The sequence below is a fragment of the Pantoea sp. SM3 genome (assembly GCF_000963995.1).
Classification (GTDB): Bacteria; Pseudomonadota; Gammaproteobacteria; order Enterobacterales; family Enterobacteriaceae; genus Pantoea; species Pantoea rwandensis_B.
The window spans coordinates 107,664-123,921 of record NZ_JZRD01000024.1 but is presented as its reverse complement, the minus strand read 5'-3'; the positions used below and the strand labels follow the sequence as shown (position 1 = coordinate 123,921).

Genomic DNA, 16,258 nt, shown 5'->3' with positions numbered 1-16,258 from the left:
GTCAGGCTTAACTGACTGGCATTACGCCGGATGGCGGGTAGTTGTTAGATGTGATATCTACGCGTTCGCTAATTCTCTGCGCGCTAACTCCGCCAGAAAACCGCTGCGCGATCCATATTCGCGATGTGACTCGACATAGCTGTCAATTTTGCTGAGTAGATTTTGTGGCAGAGTGATATTGAGCTTTATCGCTTTACCTTCATAGCGACTCAGATCGATCTCTACGAATGCCCAGTATCCTCCCTGACACTCTTCATCGTGAATATGTGTCTCAATGGCTGCCGCCTTAGGGATGGTTTTACCTGCATCCGCTAAAGATTCTACGTGTGAATCAATCGCGTTAAGTGCGTCGCGCAGCGCATCGTCCACACTTTTACCTGCAAAAAAACATCCCTCTACATCCGGCACAAAACCTGACCAACTATTGTCCTCTGTCCTATGCAGATAAACGGGGAATCTCATGTTCAGTCCTCTCTAAAAGGAATATCTAGGTAGGAATTCATTGCAATGCCTGCTGCAACTGGCATTGCTAATTTTTCCAAATCGGGGGCTGAGCCCCCGTATACGTTCAGTCCATTAACTTCATTAATTTACGTAATGTTCCAGTTGCCAGGTCTTTTTCAGGATGAGGAAGTGAAATGTGATAAGCCTTATCTGCTCTCACAAACACATGATGGCTGCCTTTCACGCGGTCTAATACCCAACCGCGGTCCAACAACATCCTGATCAGCTCCCTGCTGCTCAATTAAGCCTCCTGTCATCTTAGCGCTAATTATATACCCACCATAACCACAAAAACAAAATCAATAGTGGTTATGGTGGGTATAAAATAAAGCGCAGTTATGGCAGTGAAACATCCAGGACGCGTCTTGAAATGATATAAAAAAACCCGCCGGATGGCGGGTTTAAGAAACAGAACGATGTCTGAGGTTCCGAAGTCGCCCTTAAAGCGACCGTTATGCCTTAACTGGCTTTCTGCGTGCGCAGTTCCAGCTCGTAGGCTTCGGCTTGTTGGGTGTCGAACTGGTTTTCCCAGCGAGCAATGACCAGCACTGCCAGCGCATTACCGATCACGTTCAATGCGGTACGCGCCATATCCATGATGCGGTCCACACCGGCGATAAACGCCAGACCTTCCAGTGGAATACCCACGCTGCCCAGCGTTGCCAGCAGCACCACGAAGGACACGCCCGGTACGCCAGCAATCCCTTTCGAGGTCACCATCAGCGTCAACACCAGAATGATTTCATCGGTCAGCGACAGATCGATTCCATAAAGCTGTGCGATAAAGATCGCCGCGATGCTCTGATACAGCGTTGAACCATCGAGATTGAATGAGTAACCGGTCGGCACCACGAAGCTGGTGATGGCTTTCGGCGCACCGTAGGCTTCCATCTTCTGCATAATGCGTGGCAGCACGGTTTCTGAACTGGAAGTGGAATAGGCCAGAATCAGCTCATCTTTCAGGATGCGCATCAGCGTGGTAATACGCAGTTTACACATGCGCGCGACCGTTCCCAGCACCACGAAGGCAAAGAACAGAATCGCCACGTACACCAGCAGCACCAGCTTGGCCAGCGGATAAAGCGAGGCAAAACCAAAGTTAGCGATAGTGACCGCAATCAGCGCGAACACGCCGACTGGCGCATAACGCATGATCATGTGCGTCACTTTAAACATGGTTTCAGACACGGAACGGAACACGGTCACCAGCGGATCACGATGTTCTGAAGGCAGCGCTGACAAGCCCATACCAAACAGCACCGAGAAGAAGATGATTGGCAGCATATCGCCCTTCACCAGCGATGCGAAAATGTTCTGCGGGATCAGCGACAGAATGGTGGTCACCAGACCGTGAGGGGCACCCTGCACCGCTTCCGTAGTGGCTTCGTATTTAGAGATGTCCACCGTTACCAGCGTCGACATATCAATGCCACTACCGGGCTGGAATACGTTGGCCAGCGTAATGCCGACCACAATGGCAATGGTGGTGATCACTTCAAAATAGACGATGGTTTTGACACCAATACGTCCCAGCTTTTTCGCATCGCCGACGCCAGCAATGCCGACGATCAGAGATGAAATCACAATCGGCACCACAATCATCTTGATCAGATGAATAAAGATGTCGCCTGCAGGGGTAAGAATGTTAGTGATTAACCATTCACGATCGTCTGGCTGATTATGCAGCACGGTCCCGACGATAACGCCGAGAATCAGGGCAATTAAAATTTGCCAGGCAAGGGTGAGCTTAAAACCTTTCATAACGCGTTATTTTCCTCAGTAAAAACCCCTTTGCTCCGCTGCGAAGGTGCAGGAGACATGACACACAGGGAAGTGAGCAAAAGCCCGATAAAATAGAGGGTTATAGTGGACTGCATCAAACACGACTGCGTAAGCATTTTGCGCCTGCGCGATGATGTAGCCTGAGTAGATACCTGCTGAACAGGGCCGAGATAAGTACCATTTTCACTACGGTAATTGCAAGCCCTGGGGGGTTAGCTTAAATCCTGCGCAGGTTAGTAGCATAAAATGCTGACATTTACGTTTAGTCATAACTCGCTGTTATGAAAAGTGTTAATTCGATAATTTTCCGCATAGCTATTCAATATCGGGCAAAAAACCGCCTGGCGCGTTTGCTGATTATTTAACCAGCGACAACGTCTGATTCCGCGAAAAACCTCAGATTGGGTCTCATTGGTTTCGGTGATGAACAGTATGAATTCGGGCGCTTTTCAGGCATACAAAAGGTCGTGATCCAGACTACAAAACAGAAACAAAGCCCAGTCACGCACTTCAATTAACCTTTGATTGACATATGATTAACATCTTCAAGGAGGTCAGCCATGAGCCAAATACATAAGCATCCTGTACCCGCTGCCGTCGCAGCGAATGCCCTGATTAATGCCGACCAGTATGCGGCGCTGTATCAACAATCGGTTGACGATCCCGACGCCTTTTGGGGTGAGCAAGGTAAAATCCTCGACTGGATCAAGCCTTACAGCAAGGTGAAAAACACCTCCTTTGCCCCCGGCAATATTTCGATTCGCTGGTATGAAGACGGTGCGCTGAATCTCGCCGCCAACTGCCTTGACCGTCATTTGCAGACGCGGGGCGATCACCCGGCGATTATCTGGGAAGGCGATGACGCCAGCGAAAGTAAAACCATTACGTTCCGTGAACTGCATAGCGACGTGTGCCGCTTTGCCAACGTGCTGCTGAGCCTCGGCGTGAAGAAAGGCGATGTCGTCGCCATCTATATGCCGATGGTGCCGGAAGCAGCCGTGGCGATGCTGGCCTGTGCGCGTATTGGCGCAGTGCACTCCGTCATTTTCGGCGGTTTCTCACCGGAAGCGGTGGCCGGTCGCGTCGTGGATTCCAACGCTAAACTGGTGATCACCGCAGATGAAGGGGTGCGCGCCGGACGCAGCATTCCGCTGAAGAAAAACGTCGATGATGCACTGAATAACCCGAGCGTCACCAGCGTGAAAAACGTGGTGGTGTTCAAGCGCACCGGTAAAGACACCGGCTGGCGCGAAGGCCGCGATCTTTGGTGGCACGAGTTGGTGGCGAAGGCCAGCGATCAGCACGAACCGGTAGCGGTTGAAGCCGAGCATCCACTGTTTATCCTTTATACCTCCGGCTCCACCGGCAAACCGAAAGGCGTGCTGCACACCACCGGCGGTTATCTGGTGTATGCCGCCAGCACCTTCAAATATGTGTTTGATTACCATCCGGATGATGTCTACTGGTGCACCGCCGATGTGGGCTGGATCACCGGACACAGCTATCTGATTTACGGCCCACTGGCCTGCGGTGCCACCACCCTGATGTTCGAAGGCGTGCCGAACTGGCCGAAGCCGAGCCGAATGGCAGAAGTGGTCGATAAGCATAAGGTGACGCTGTTGTATACCGCGCCAACCGCCATCCGCGCCCTGATGGCCGAAGGCGACAAGGCCATTGAAGGTACCCGCCGTAGCAGCCTGCGCATCATGGGATCGGTCGGCGAGCCAATCAACCCGGAAGCCTGGGAGTGGTATTACAAAAAGATTGGCGACAGCCGCTGCCCGATTGTGGATACCTGGTGGCAGACCGAAACCGGTGGTTTCATGATTACGCCGCTGCCAGGCGCGATTGAGCTAAAAGCCGGATCGGCGACCAAGCCGTTCTTTGGCGTGCAGCCCGCATTGGTGGATAACGAAGGCAATGCGCTGGAAGGGGCGACCGAAGGCAACCTGGTGATCAACGATTCGTGGCCAGGCCAGGCGCGTACGCTGTTCGGCGATCATGACCGCTTCGAGCAAACCTACTTCTCCACCTTCAAAAACCGCTATTTCAGCGGTGACGGCGCACGCCGTGATGAAGATGGCTACTACTGGATTACCGGCCGCGTCGATGACGTGTTGAACGTCTCGGGCCATCGCCTCGGCACCGCAGAGATTGAATCGGCGCTGGTGTCGCATCCGAAGATTGCGGAAGCGGCCGTTGTGGGGATTCCTCACAGCATTAAAGGCCAGGCAATCTATGCTTATATCACGCTGAACCACGGCGAAGAGCCATCGCCAGAGTTGTATACCGAAGTGCGCAACTGGGTACGTAAAGAGATCGGCCCGATTGCCACGCCGGATGTGCTGCACTGGACCGACTCGCTGCCAAAAACCCGCTCCGGCAAGATTATGCGTCGTATTCTGCGCAAAATCGCGGCGGGCGATACCAGTAATCTCGGCGATACCTCTACCCTGGCCGATCCGGGCGTGGTAGAGAAATTGCTGGAGGAGAAGCAGTCCATCACCATGCCGTAATCGGCATCGACGCGACGGAGAGTGTCAGCTTGTTCACGGCAGGCTACTTTCCGTCATCCCCACCTTACGCCGTACGCTTTTCACCATCGCATAACCTATACCCAAAATAATTTGAGCTGCAGGAAGGCGGCAAGAATGAGAATTCCAGGAGCTTACTGAAGTAAGTGACTGGGATGAACATACGCGGCCAACGCACCTGCTGCTCGAAAGATGAAGGGTATATATAACTAGAATATTCAGCAGTTTAAATCATTTAATCGTGAGATATCTGCCTGCCTTTCCTCTGGAGAAACTGTGATGAACGAAGCCCTAAATCAACAGGAAGCAGTCTGGCAACAAATCGAGAGTAATCCGCGTTTTCAGGAACTGGTGCACAAGCGCCAGGCCTTTGCGCTGTTGCTCAGTATCATCATGCTGGTGTTGTACGTCGGCTTTATTTTGCTGATTGCCTTTGCCCCTGGCTGGCTCGGTACGCCGCTGCATGAAGGCACCAATGTCACACGCGGCATACCCATCGGCGTTGGCCTAATTGTGGTGTCGTTTCTGCTCACTGGCGTCTATGTCTGGCGCGCTAACGGCGAGTTTGATCGCCTGACCAAACAGATCCTGAGCGAGGTGAAATCATGAAGCGCCTGTTCTCAGCCTTGTTAGCGGTAGTGCCTGCCAGCGTGTTTGCCGCCGACGCCATTACCGGCGCGGTGCAAAAGCAGGCCACCAACTACGAAGCCATCATTATGTTTGTGGTGTTTGTGGCGGCGACGCTCGGCATCACCTATTGGGCCTCCAAACGCACCCGTTCACGCAGCGATTACTACACGGCGGGCGGCAATATTACCGGCTTCCAGAACGGTCTGGCGATGGCGGGTGACTTTATGTCTGCGGCCTCGTTCCTCGGTATCTCGGCGCTGGTTTACACCTCGGGCTACGATGGGTTGATCTACTCGCTCGGCTTCCTGGTGGGCTGGCCGATGATTCTGTTCCTCATTGCGGAGCGCTTACGTAACCTCGGGCGCTATACCTTTGCCGATGTGGCGTCATATCGCCTGCAGCAAAAACCGATTCGTACCCTGTCGGCCTGTGGCTCGCTTGTCGTTGTGGCGCTGTATTTGATTGCGCAAATGGTGGGTGCGGGCAAACTCATCCAGCTATTGTTTGGCCTCGATTATCATATCGCCGTGGTACTGGTGGGGATTTTGATGGTGATGTATGTGCTGTTTGGCGGCATGCTGGCCACCACATGGGTACAGATCATCAAAGCCGTGCTACTGCTGTTTGGGGCCAGCTTTATGGCGATTATGGTCATGAAAGCCACCGGCTTCAGCTTCAACACGCTGTTTACCGAAGCGATGGCGGTCCATCCGAAAGGTGCTGCGATCATGCAACCGGGCGGTCTGGTGAAAGATCCGATATCGGCACTGTCTCTTGGCCTTGGATTGATGTTCGGCACCGCGGGCTTACCGCATATTCTGATGCGCTTCTTTACCGTAGCGGATGCACGTGAAGCGCGTAAGAGCGTGTTCTGGGCCACCGGCTTTATGGGCTATTTCTACTTCCTCACCTTTATCATTGGTTTTGGCGCGATTCTGCTGGTCGGCGCAAATCCAGCCTTCAAAGATGCTTCTGGCGCTCTGATTGGTGGCACCAATATGGCGGCGGTGCATCTGGCGAATGCAGTCGGCGGCAGCCTGTTCCTTGGCTTTATCTCGGCGGTGGCCTTCGCCACGATCCTGGCGGTGGTTGCCGGGCTGACGCTGGCCGGGGCTTCTGCGGTATCACATGACCTGTATGCCAGCGTGATCCGTAAAGGTCAGGCGACCGAACGTGATGAGCTGCGCGTCTCGAAAATTACCGTACTGATTCTGGGTGTGGTGGCGATTGTGCTGGGTATCGCGTTTGAGAAACAGAACATCGCCTTTATGGTCGGTCTGGCGTTCTCGATTGCGGCCAGCTGTAACTTCCCGATTATTTTGCTCTCAATGTACTGGTCGAAGCTGACCACGCGCGGCGCGATGATTGGCGGCTGGCTGGGATTGATTACGGCGGTGGTGTTGATGATCCTCGGGCCGACCATCTGGGTGCAGGTGTTGGGGCATGCCACGCCGGTCTATCCATATGAGTATCCGGCGCTGTTCTCAATGGCGGCAGCGTTTATCGGTACCTGGCTGTTCTCGATTACCGATCACTCCAGACAGGGTGCTGAAGAGCGGGCTAAATTCCGCGGTCAGTTTATTCGTTCACAAACTGGCGTAGGGATTTCGCAGGGTAAAGCGCACTAAACAAAAAATGCCGCCCAAATGGGCGGCATTCCTTATACGTAATAATGAATCCGCTGCGCCATCAGGTACATCGGATGTCATCATCAGAAACGCAGTGACGCACCCACATACGGGCCATCGACCAGCACGTTGTCTTTGCGGTCGCCTTTGTTGTTCAGCTCGATGTACTGATAACCCACACGCAGGTTGAGCAGTGAGATCGGCGTGAAGCTCAGGCCACCAGACGCTTCTTTATAGCTGTCCAGACGATCGGAGAAGGCTTCTGGCGCATAGTAGTATTCGCCGTACAGGCCCCACATGCTGTTGAAGTTATATTGCGCACCAGCACCAACGGCCACAGTGAAGCCATCACGACCATCTTCTGGGTGGGTAAACAGCGCTTTGGCGGTAGGGGCAATGCGGAAGTCGCCAAAATCGATGTTGTAGCCCGCGCCCAGACCGTAGGTGCTGCCATCGTGATCGCTACGCAGCCAGTTGCCTTTCAGGAACAGGCCAGGAGAGGTGGTGCCGAGGCCAAGGTTCAGGTTGGTGCTATGCTCACCCACGTCAACACTGCCCTCAATCGCCTGCGCGCCGCTGCTCAGCAGTGCCAGACCCAATACGCTTCCAGTAACAAGTTGCTTAAACATATGATTCCACTCCATGAAGGACAAATAAGTCGGCGCAAAGGGTAACAGCCTGGCAGCAGGAGACAACTTTATTTGGAAACCTTTACGTAAAAATCGATGACAGTGCGCAAAAAGCGACCATCAGGCCGCCCACAACAAGTGGCTCAATAGGGGTGCTAAAATCACCGTCACCACGCCTGACAGCATCATCACCAGGCTCGATACCACGCCCTCTTGCTGACCTAATTGATAAGCGCGAGCCGTGCCAGCACCGTGTGAAGCGGCACCAAAACCCGCGCCTTTTGCCACGCCCTGCTTGATGGCAATCCGCAGAAACAGCACATCGCCCACCGCCATGCCAAACACCCCGGTGATCACCACAAACAGCGCCACTAAATCCGGCTGACCGCCAATCGGCAGCGCAGCTGCGAGGGCAAACGGCGTGGTAATCGAACGCACAGCAAGGCTGCGCTGGATGGTTTCCGGCAGCATCAGCAGCCGTGCCAGCCATACCGAACTGCACACCGCCACCAGCGTGGCAGTTAACACGCCGACACTCAACGACAGCCAGTGGCGCTTAATGATCTCCAGGTTTTCATACACCGGTACAGCAAACGCCAGCGTTGCCGGACCCAGCAGCCAGATCAGCCAATGGCTCTCGGCAATGTAATCTTTCCAACTGACGTGCGTCAGTAATAGCAGCGCCACCAGCACTACCGGCGTCATCACCAGTGGCATCAGCAACAGTGTTTGTTTGCGACGATAAAGGCGTTTATTGACGTAATAGACCAGCAGCGTGAGAGCCAGACACAGCAGACTAATGATGAAATCAGCCATGATGTGCCTGCTTACGCGCCGCACGCGCCAGTTCGAAGCGGTACAGACGATCCACCACCAACGAGGTCGCCGCCAGCACTAACAAAGTACTGACCGCAATCACCACACAGATACGCCAGCCTTCACTGCGCAGCAAATCGCTATAATTGACCACTGCCACCACCGCAGGAATAAAGAACAGCAGCATTTCTGCCAGCAGCCAGTTGGCACCGGCTTTCACCCAACGCAGCGGCACCACGCGCGTCATGATCAATAGCAACAGCAGCACCATTCCCACCACATTGGCGGGCAGCGGCAAATGCAGCCAGCTCACCAGTTTGTCGCTGGCCATAAACAGGCCGATATACAGCACCAACTGCAATGGCACAAAAACACGTTGCAGGATGTCCGTTCTGCGCGGACTCAATGCAAGCGCCATTTTCTTTCTCCCCAGAATTAAACGTTGGGCTTAGTATAAATCCGCGCCAAACTGTGAAAGAAATGAATTAAAATTATTCAAACTATGCAAAAAAGGAATACTTTATGGACGTCCGTGCTCTACGCTATTTCACCGAGGTGGTACGCCAGCAAAGTTTCACCCGTGCCGCTGAGAAGCTGTTTGTCACGCAGCCTACCATCAGCAAAATGCTGCGCCAGTTAGAGGAAGAACTCGGCTGCACGCTGCTGCTGCGTGAGGGACGCAAGCTGCATCTCACCGACAGCGGTCAGGCGGTGTATCAGCGCGGGCTGGCGATTCTGCAGGAGTTTCATCAACTGGAAGCGCAGATTGGCGATATCAATGAATTGAAAACCGGTGAACTGCGGCTGGGCATCCCGCCAATGGTCGGGATGCAGATCGCCGGTTCGATCTCCGCGTTTCGCCGCCGCTATCCGGGTGTGCAATTGAAGATTGTCGAATCCGGCGGCTTAACCGTGCAGCAGGCCGTGCTGAACGGCGGACTGGATATTGCGCTCACCGCGCTGCCTGTTGATGCCGATTTGCCGCTAAATACACTGGAACTGATGCGTCATCCTTTGTGCGTGCTGCTGCCGCGCAGCGCGCAGTGGCTCAATCGCAGCAGCCTGGGTCTCAAGGAACTGGCGGCTCATCCACTGCTGATCCTGAATGAAGAGTTCTCGCTTAATCGTCAGTTGATGAAAGCATTTCAGCGTCAGGGGCTGACGCCGGAGATTGCGGTGCGCAGCGCGCAGTGGGATTTCCTGGCAGCAATGGTACAAGCCGAAATGGGACTGGCAATTTTACCCGAGCCGATTTGCCAGCGGCTGGATAAGCAATCGCTGCTGTGGTTGCCTCTGGAATCGGAGTTGCAGTGGAGCCTGGGCTTGATCTGGCGTGAAGGCAGCTATCTGTCGCGCAGTGCGCAGGCGTGGATCGAGTGCTGTCGCCAACATTGGCCTGACGCGCCGCCACGGTTGTCGGTGTAGCGATGTGCTCATTTTGCCAGGCGCGCACAAAAATGTCCCTTAGAGCCGCAACTAAGGCGCAATGATTCTTAAGGTGATAACGCAGTCTGGTGTCGTACAGGGGCTGGCGGTCCTCGCGCCGCTGCGCGGTGCCTTCACTTCTTTCATCTGCCTGACGGACCGACGGGGGATGGCACATCCTGTGCCCCCCCGCCTTACGCCCGCGTCCTGCGGGCTATCCTGGCAGACTCATTACGTTCAGCGCTGCGGATTGCCAGCCCCTGTACGACACCAGCCTGCTCTGAAGCTTCAGTGCGTGTGGAGAAAAAGAGCACGATAGTAGAGGCCAGATCACCTGTGCTGCTGCAAGGGCTATCCGCAGCGCTGAGGCTTTTACGTTGGGCCAGGAGCCTGGCGCAGGGATGCGACTGGCAGTTCGGGTTGGCCAGGGCGGCCTTACCCGAACGGTCCGTCGGCACGACGTGGAAGCCGAAGGCACCGCGTCAGCGGCGCGAGGACGGCCCGGCAGCAGCAAAGGTGCGCTGGCCCCACACTCCAGCACTCCGACACGCCGCCTGGTTTATTCCTCTTTCTCTATCAGCAGTGCCTCCAGCAGATCAAGATCGCGCAGCAGCTTCTGCATCGTCTCGTTGGAGATCTCCTGTGTCGCGCGCAGATGGTAAACCTCGGCGCGCTCGGCACGCAGGGCATTTAGGCGGAAGCGACGCTCAAGGTTTTCGGCAAACAACGCCTGATCAACCTCGTCTTTACCCACCACGCGACGGCGCAGATTGCCGATCACGCGTAAGCTCACCTCTTTTAACAGCTCAGGATCGATATTCTCTTCGGTATCGTTCTCCAGTCGCTGCTCCATCTTGTGCAAGCTCTCGATCGCCACATTGGCCATCGCCGCACGCGCATGCTGCACTTCCCGCCGGTGCCCGGACTTGTCATGGCTTTCCATACCGCGCAGCAGTATCGGCAACAGAATCACCCCGACAAACAGCGAGAACAGAATCACGCCGGTGGCGATAAATACCAGTTCATAACGCGCAGGGAACGGTTCGCCATTGCTGAGGAACAGCGGAATCGACAGCACACCGGCCAGCGTAATTGCACCGCGCACACCGGCAAAGGAAGCGATGAGCAACTCACGGAAAGAGTAGTTGGAGAACTCCAGCGGTTTCTTTTTCAGAAAGCGCAGGCTGGCACGTTGCATCATCCACAGCCAGCCAAAGCGCACAATCATCAAGGCGACATACACCAGCGCAACATCGGTGAACAACATCCACAGCTCAACGTTAGGATCGGCATTGGCCTGCGCGACGGAGGTTTCCAGAATATCCGGCAGCTGCAGGCCCAGCATCAGGAACACCATGCCGTTAAAGACGAACTCCAGCATCTGCCACACGCTATTCGCACGTAAACGCATCGCCAGCGGCGCCTGACGGATAATGCCAGAGCGCGTGATGGTCATACCCGCCGCAACTGCCGCGAGGATACCTGACACGCCCAGATGCTCAGCAATCAGATAAGAGGCGAAAGGCAGCAGCAGCAGCAGCACGGTTTGCGTCGCCGGATCGTCACCGCTCCAGCGGCTCAGCAGACGCAACGAGCGACCATACAGCCAGCATACTGCCACGCCGGCAACCAGACCGCCGACCGCCACTTTGAGGAACTCCACGCTGGCACCACCCCAGGTAAACACCATGGTGCCCATCGCCACCGCGACCGCAAACTTCAATGAAACCAGGCCAGATGCGTCGTTCATCAGGGCTTCACCCTGCACAATCGACATGATCTTTTTCGGGATACGCCCTTCCCCGACGATACCGGAGAGCGCCACGGCATCGGTAGGTGACAGCACCGCAGCGAGCGCGAAGGCAGGGATCAGTGGAATACCCGGCACCAGCCAGTAAATCAGATAACCAATTCCGACCACGGTAATCAGTACCAGCACCAGCGCCAGGCCCATGATCTCGCGTCCGTGGTGCAGGAATTCGTTAATCGGCGTTTTCCAGCCATCGGCAAACAGCAGCGGCGGAATGAACAGCACGAGGAACAGCTCGGGGTCAAAATCGACATGCAAGCCAAAGCTCGGCACAGCCAGCAATGCACCAGCGGCAATCTGCACCAACGGCAGGGGAATTTGGAACGGCAATATGCGCGCCGCCACGCCGGAGAGTGACACCACCAGCGTCATAATGAGAATTGTAAAGAAGATTTCCATGCTTTCCTTAGGCGAATCGTATTTATTCAAGCGATGTTGTTGCGAAGGAAAGTGTAAAACAAAACGCCGCACGAAGGGGCAACCCTGCGTGCGGCGTGGACCAGAAAGAGACTTATCTGGAAATCAGTGGTTATAAAAGTTAAATAGCCCAGCCACCGGCGTAGAAAGTCACCAGCGCAATCGCAATCACTACGGTCCCGACATTCAGTTTGCGCCACTCACCCGCAAACACCCGACCGATCACCAACGAACCAAAGCCGAGCATGATGCCGGTCACGATGTTGCAAGTCAGGACGATGAACACGGCAGTGACCAAACCCGACATCGCATCGACAAAGTCATTGAAGTCAATCTTCGCCACGTTGCTTAGCATCAGCAGGCCAACGTACATCAACGCTGGTGCCGTCGCGTAGGCCGGTACCAGATAGGCCAGCGGAGACATAAACAGAATTAACAGGAACAACAGACCGACGACAATCGCCGTCAGTCCGGTTTTACCGCCTGCGGCTGTGCCTGCAGCCGATTCGATATACACCGCCGCAGGCGAAGCGCCGACCAAACCGGCGAACAGGCTGCTGACGGAGTCGGTGGTCAACGCGCGACCGCCGTTAATGATCTGACCGTCTTTATCCAGCAGATTCGCCTGCCCCGCCACGGCACGGATGGTGCCCGTCGCATCAAACACTGCGGTCATGACGAGCGCCAGCACGCTTGGCAGTACCACCGGTTGCAGTGCACCCATAATATCAAGGCTGAACATAGCCGATTGGCCGTTGACATCCTTCAGGCTCGGCATGGCAAACAGCCCCTGATAGGTCACCGCCGGGTCAAAGATCAGACCCACCACTGAAATCGCTACGATGGTCAGCAAAATCCCGCCTGGCACACGACGTTTTTCCAGACCAAAGATGGCCGCCAGCCCGATCAGCGCCATAATCACCGGGAACGAGGTGAAGTGGCCGAGTGCCACCGGCAAGCCCGGCGCCGGGTTCTTCACAACCAGGCCAATGCCATCGGCCGCAATCAGCAGCAGGAACAGGCCAATACCGACTCCCGTGCCGTGCGCCACGCCCATCGGCAGGTTACGCAAAATCCAGGCGCGAATGCCGGTGACCGAAATCAACGTGAACAGCAAGCCCATCAGGAATACCGCGCCAAGGGCAACCGGGACGCTAATGTGCTGGCCCAGCACCAGGCTAAACGCGGTGAAGGCGGTCAGGGAAATCGCACAGCCGATCGCCATGGGCAGGTTGGCCCATAATCCCATGATGATCGAACCAAAGCTGGCGACCAGGCAGGTCGCTACAAACACGGCAGTCGGCGAGAAGCCGGCTTTACCCAGCATACCCGGTACGACAATGACGGAGTAAACCATGGCTAAAAAGGTGGTTAGCCCCGCCAAAATTTCCTGACGCACGCTGCTGCCGCGTGCCGAGATGTTGAACCAGGCGTCCAGTTTTCCACTGGCCGGGCGTGAATCGCCAGACATAGTAAATCCTCTGCGTTTTTTAAGATGTAATGAGCCCCACGGCCCGCGTTTGCGCATCATCCTGGTGAAGGTATCTCAGTGAGAAAAGAGGCAAACGTTTACGTAGCCGCGTATTCCAGGTCGTAAAAGGGGACACGGAAAAAGGCAAACGATTATCTGGCGTTTGCTATGGGGTTTTCAACTACTAATCGATTATCAGGCAGGATAAAGCGCAGACTGATGCGGATTAACAATGTGGTTACACTGCTTTAGGCGAAATTTAAGAGAGTGGAACTGGCTGGAAACTATCGATATTTTTCATTTATCGCCAAATTTTTCCTCACCAACGGCACCAAACGTATGAGATTGCTGCGACTTGAAGCAATGACCAAGTTGAAGCGCAGCAAAGCGCACTCGCGATAAATGGATGGAAAATCGCTGCCTGTGCCATTTATCGCGTAATTGTCTCTATCCAGCTGCACAAGGGGTAAGAAGTGGCCGCCCTGTGAAGCGATGACCAACTTGAGGACCAGCAAAGGCCCGCCCGAAGAGCAAAGCGTCCGCGCCATGGACGGCGCGGCCGATCTGCATGGATGCGTTATTCCTTTGCGATCGGGCGGGCCTTTGTTGGGCATGGCACCCAACCCACAGCAACTAACCAACAACACCCAATCCACAGCACACAACCCACAACAACTAACCAATTAGCTGAACGTTATCACCCCGCCCTGCTCAATCGCACGTTGCCATGCAGCACGCTGCTGCATCGCTTCCAGCCAGCGCGCGGTGGCGGGCATCTCTTGCAACGATCCCCGCATCTGCAGCGCCAGCAGCGGGAAACTCATCTGCACATCGGCGAGGCTAAACCGCGAACCGGCGAAATAACGATGCTGACTAAGATGCTGCTCAATCACGCCACCGTGCAGCTTCAGTTGCTTATCCAGCCACGCCTTCTGAATCCCTTTGCTCAACGCCATGCCTGCCGGACGTAAAATCCATGGCACCGGCTTTTTCCCCAATTGCCCAAACACCAGCTTCATCACCAGCAGCGGCATCAGCGACCCTTCCGCGTAATGCAGCCAGTAACGTGCCTGAATCTGCTCATCCTCATCCGTGATAGCAAACAGGTGCTCGCTGTCATATTTTTGCAGCAGATAGTCCAAAATCGCCCCTGACTCGGCGATCACGCGATTGCCATCGGTAATCACCGGCGACTTCCCCAGCGGATGGATTTTCTTTAATGACTCTGGCGCCAGCAGCGTGTCCTCGCGCTGATAACGCTTAATTTGATACGGCACCGACAGCTCTTCCAGCAGCCACAACACGCGATGCGAACGGGAATTTTCCAGATGGTGAACGGTAATCATGCGGTTTTCCTTGCCGGTCAAAGTCTCCCGGCAAGTATAGCGGATTAACCTTTGTGCTCGTCTTGCTCAGGATCGAGTAACACCGCCCCCGAACCTTGCTGTGCCAGACGGTCACCGGGATTGCGCAGTGGACAATCACGCATCGATAGGCAGCCACAGCCAATACACCCATCCAAATCGTTGCGCAGGCGCGTCAGGGTCTCGATACGCTTATCCAGCTCTTCACGCCAGTGCTGCGTTAGCGCATCCCACTCCTGCGTCGACATACGCTTGTTGGCCGGCACGTGCATCAAACTGTCGCTGACAGTCGCCAGCGGAATGCCGATGCGCTGCGCAATCTTGATAATCGCCACCCGGCGCAGCACATCGCGGCTGTAACGCCGTTGATTGCCGCCATTGCGCGAACTGAAAATCAAACCTTTGGTTTCATAAAAGTGCAGCGCGGAAACGGCCACGCCGCTACGTTTCGCCACTTCACCCGGCGTTAACACCGGTTTTGGGTAATTGCGTTCTTTTTTCATTTAGGGCCTTTACCTCAAGTTAACTTGAGGAATTATACTCGCACCCCATCAAAACTTCGAATTTCAAACCCGATAAACCTTTCAGAAGGATGAGGCTATGATGCAACAGGAAATCATTCATTCACTGACACACTGGATCGATGAAAATCTGGATAAGGCCCTGTCGATCGATGAAGTGGCAGCAAAATCCGGCTACTCAAAATGGCACCTGCAGCGTATGTTCCGTACCGTGACGAAACAAACGCTGGGTGGCTATATTCGTGAGCGCCGCCTGACTCTGGCCGCTGAAGCGTTACGCCAGACCCAGCGTCCAGTGTTCGATATCGCGATGCAATACGGTTACGATTCACAGCAAACTTTTTCGCGCGTGTTCCGCCGTCAGTTTTCCCAGACGCCGACCGCCTATCGTCACACCATGCGCCGTCAGGCGATGATTCAGCGTCCGCGTCTGCTGAGTTTCGATTGCAGTGAAAACATGAACAGCTTTGCCCAGCGCACAACCGGCGAGTGCTGCCCGGTTCAGTGACATTCTGCGCGCCCTTCGCGGGCGCACCTTCCCGCTTTGCCTCTGCCATCTCCCCCGCTTCGATAAAAATCTTTCTACCATACCAGGTATAAATTTTGTTCAAACTTTCAAATCGAGTGATATAATGTGACCCAAGTCACAGATTTACCCCCGCGTAAGACGGCCAGAAGGGCCTCCCTGACCCTCCTTCTTTGCCGCCAGTGATGTCCAATCAATGTC

At 54.8% G+C, this 16,258-nt stretch carries 15 protein-coding genes; 5 read left to right on the top strand and 10 right to left on the bottom strand.

The genetic code is table 11. The features are described from left to right. Positions 1–57 precede the first annotated feature (57 nt). From VI01_RS15255 to gltP, 3 genes are all read right to left on the bottom strand, one after another. Complete coding sequence (locus VI01_RS15255) at positions 58–462, bottom strand: type II toxin-antitoxin system HicB family antitoxin (protein WP_045815807.1); 405 nt, start codon at positions 460–462, stop codon at positions 58–60. A gap of 106 nt (positions 463–568) precedes the next feature. Beyond that, a complete protein-coding gene (locus VI01_RS24980; protein WP_072050587.1) occupies positions 569–745 on the bottom strand; it encodes a type II toxin-antitoxin system HicA family toxin in 177 nt (58 codons plus the stop codon). 218 nt (positions 746–963) lie between these two features. Then, positions 964–2,265, bottom strand: coding sequence for a glutamate/aspartate:proton symporter GltP (gltP, locus tag VI01_RS15250; protein ID WP_045815806.1), 1,302 nt, complete (start codon positions 2,263–2,265; stop codon positions 964–966). 581 nt (positions 2,266–2,846) lie between these two features. On the opposite strand from gltP, the gene acs reads away from it, so the two are divergent. The 3 genes from acs (at position 2,847) to VI01_RS15235 (ending at position 7,078) form a co-directional block, all read left to right on the top strand. Further along, complete coding sequence (gene acs, locus VI01_RS15245; RefSeq protein ID WP_045815805.1) at positions 2,847–4,802, top strand: acetate--CoA ligase; 1,956 nt, start codon at positions 2,847–2,849, stop codon at positions 4,800–4,802. A 297-nt stretch (positions 4,803–5,099) separates the two neighbouring features. Continuing rightward, positions 5,100–5,429, top strand: coding sequence for a DUF485 domain-containing protein (locus VI01_RS15240; protein WP_045815804.1), 330 nt, complete (start codon positions 5,100–5,102; stop codon positions 5,427–5,429). Then, positions 5,426–7,078 carry a cation acetate symporter gene (locus VI01_RS15235; protein WP_034826878.1) on the top strand — a complete coding sequence of 551 codons (1,653 nt, stop codon included), beginning with the start codon at positions 5,426–5,428 and terminating at the stop codon, positions 7,076–7,078. Before VI01_RS15240 ends, VI01_RS15235 begins: the two co-directional genes overlap by 4 nt. 83 nt (positions 7,079–7,161) lie before the next feature. Here VI01_RS15235 and VI01_RS15230 read toward each other — a convergent pair whose 3' ends face one another. The 3 genes from VI01_RS15230 to VI01_RS15220 form a co-directional block, all read right to left on the bottom strand. After that, entirely contained in the window at positions 7,162–7,707 is a 546-nt protein-coding gene (locus VI01_RS15230) for a YfaZ family outer membrane protein (RefSeq protein ID WP_034826879.1), read from the bottom strand. A 120-nt stretch (positions 7,708–7,827) separates the two neighbouring features. Next, complete coding sequence (locus tag VI01_RS15225) at positions 7,828–8,523, bottom strand: LrgB family protein (protein WP_034826881.1); 696 nt, start codon at positions 8,521–8,523, stop codon at positions 7,828–7,830. Beyond that, complete coding sequence (locus tag VI01_RS15220; RefSeq protein WP_034826883.1) at positions 8,516–8,941, bottom strand: CidA/LrgA family protein; 426 nt, start codon at positions 8,939–8,941, stop codon at positions 8,516–8,518. Before VI01_RS15220 ends, VI01_RS15225 begins: the two co-directional genes overlap by 8 nt. Before the next feature lie 104 nt (positions 8,942–9,045). On the opposite strand from VI01_RS15220, the gene VI01_RS15215 reads away from it, so the two are divergent. Beyond that, complete coding sequence (locus VI01_RS15215) at positions 9,046–9,948, top strand: LysR family transcriptional regulator (RefSeq protein WP_038643605.1); 903 nt, start codon at positions 9,046–9,048, stop codon at positions 9,946–9,948. Positions 9,949–10,507: 559 nt separating this feature from the next. Here the strand turns inward: VI01_RS15215 and VI01_RS15210 are convergent. From VI01_RS15210 to soxR, 4 genes are all read right to left on the bottom strand, one after another. After that, positions 10,508–12,157, bottom strand: coding sequence for a Na+/H+ antiporter (locus VI01_RS15210; protein ID WP_045815803.1), 1,650 nt, complete (start codon positions 12,155–12,157; stop codon positions 10,508–10,510). Positions 12,158–12,296: 139 nt separating this feature from the next. Then, positions 12,297–13,646, bottom strand: coding sequence for an NCS2 family permease (locus VI01_RS15205; protein ID WP_045815802.1), 1,350 nt, complete (start codon positions 13,644–13,646; stop codon positions 12,297–12,299). Between the two features lie 683 nt (positions 13,647–14,329). Continuing rightward, positions 14,330–14,992, bottom strand: a complete 663-nt coding sequence (locus tag VI01_RS15195; RefSeq protein WP_045815800.1) for a glutathione S-transferase family protein — start codon at positions 14,990–14,992, stop codon at positions 14,330–14,332. Between the two features lie 44 nt (positions 14,993–15,036). Continuing rightward, complete coding sequence (gene soxR / locus VI01_RS15190) at positions 15,037–15,513, bottom strand: redox-sensitive transcriptional activator SoxR (RefSeq protein WP_034826898.1); 477 nt, start codon at positions 15,511–15,513, stop codon at positions 15,037–15,039. A gap of 97 nt (positions 15,514–15,610) precedes the next feature. Here soxR and soxS point away from each other — a divergent pair, with 97 nt between their 5' ends. Further along, positions 15,611–16,039, top strand: a complete 429-nt coding sequence (gene soxS / locus VI01_RS15185) for a superoxide response transcriptional regulator SoxS (RefSeq protein WP_034826899.1) — start codon at positions 15,611–15,613, stop codon at positions 16,037–16,039. Positions 16,040–16,258 lie beyond the last annotated feature (219 nt).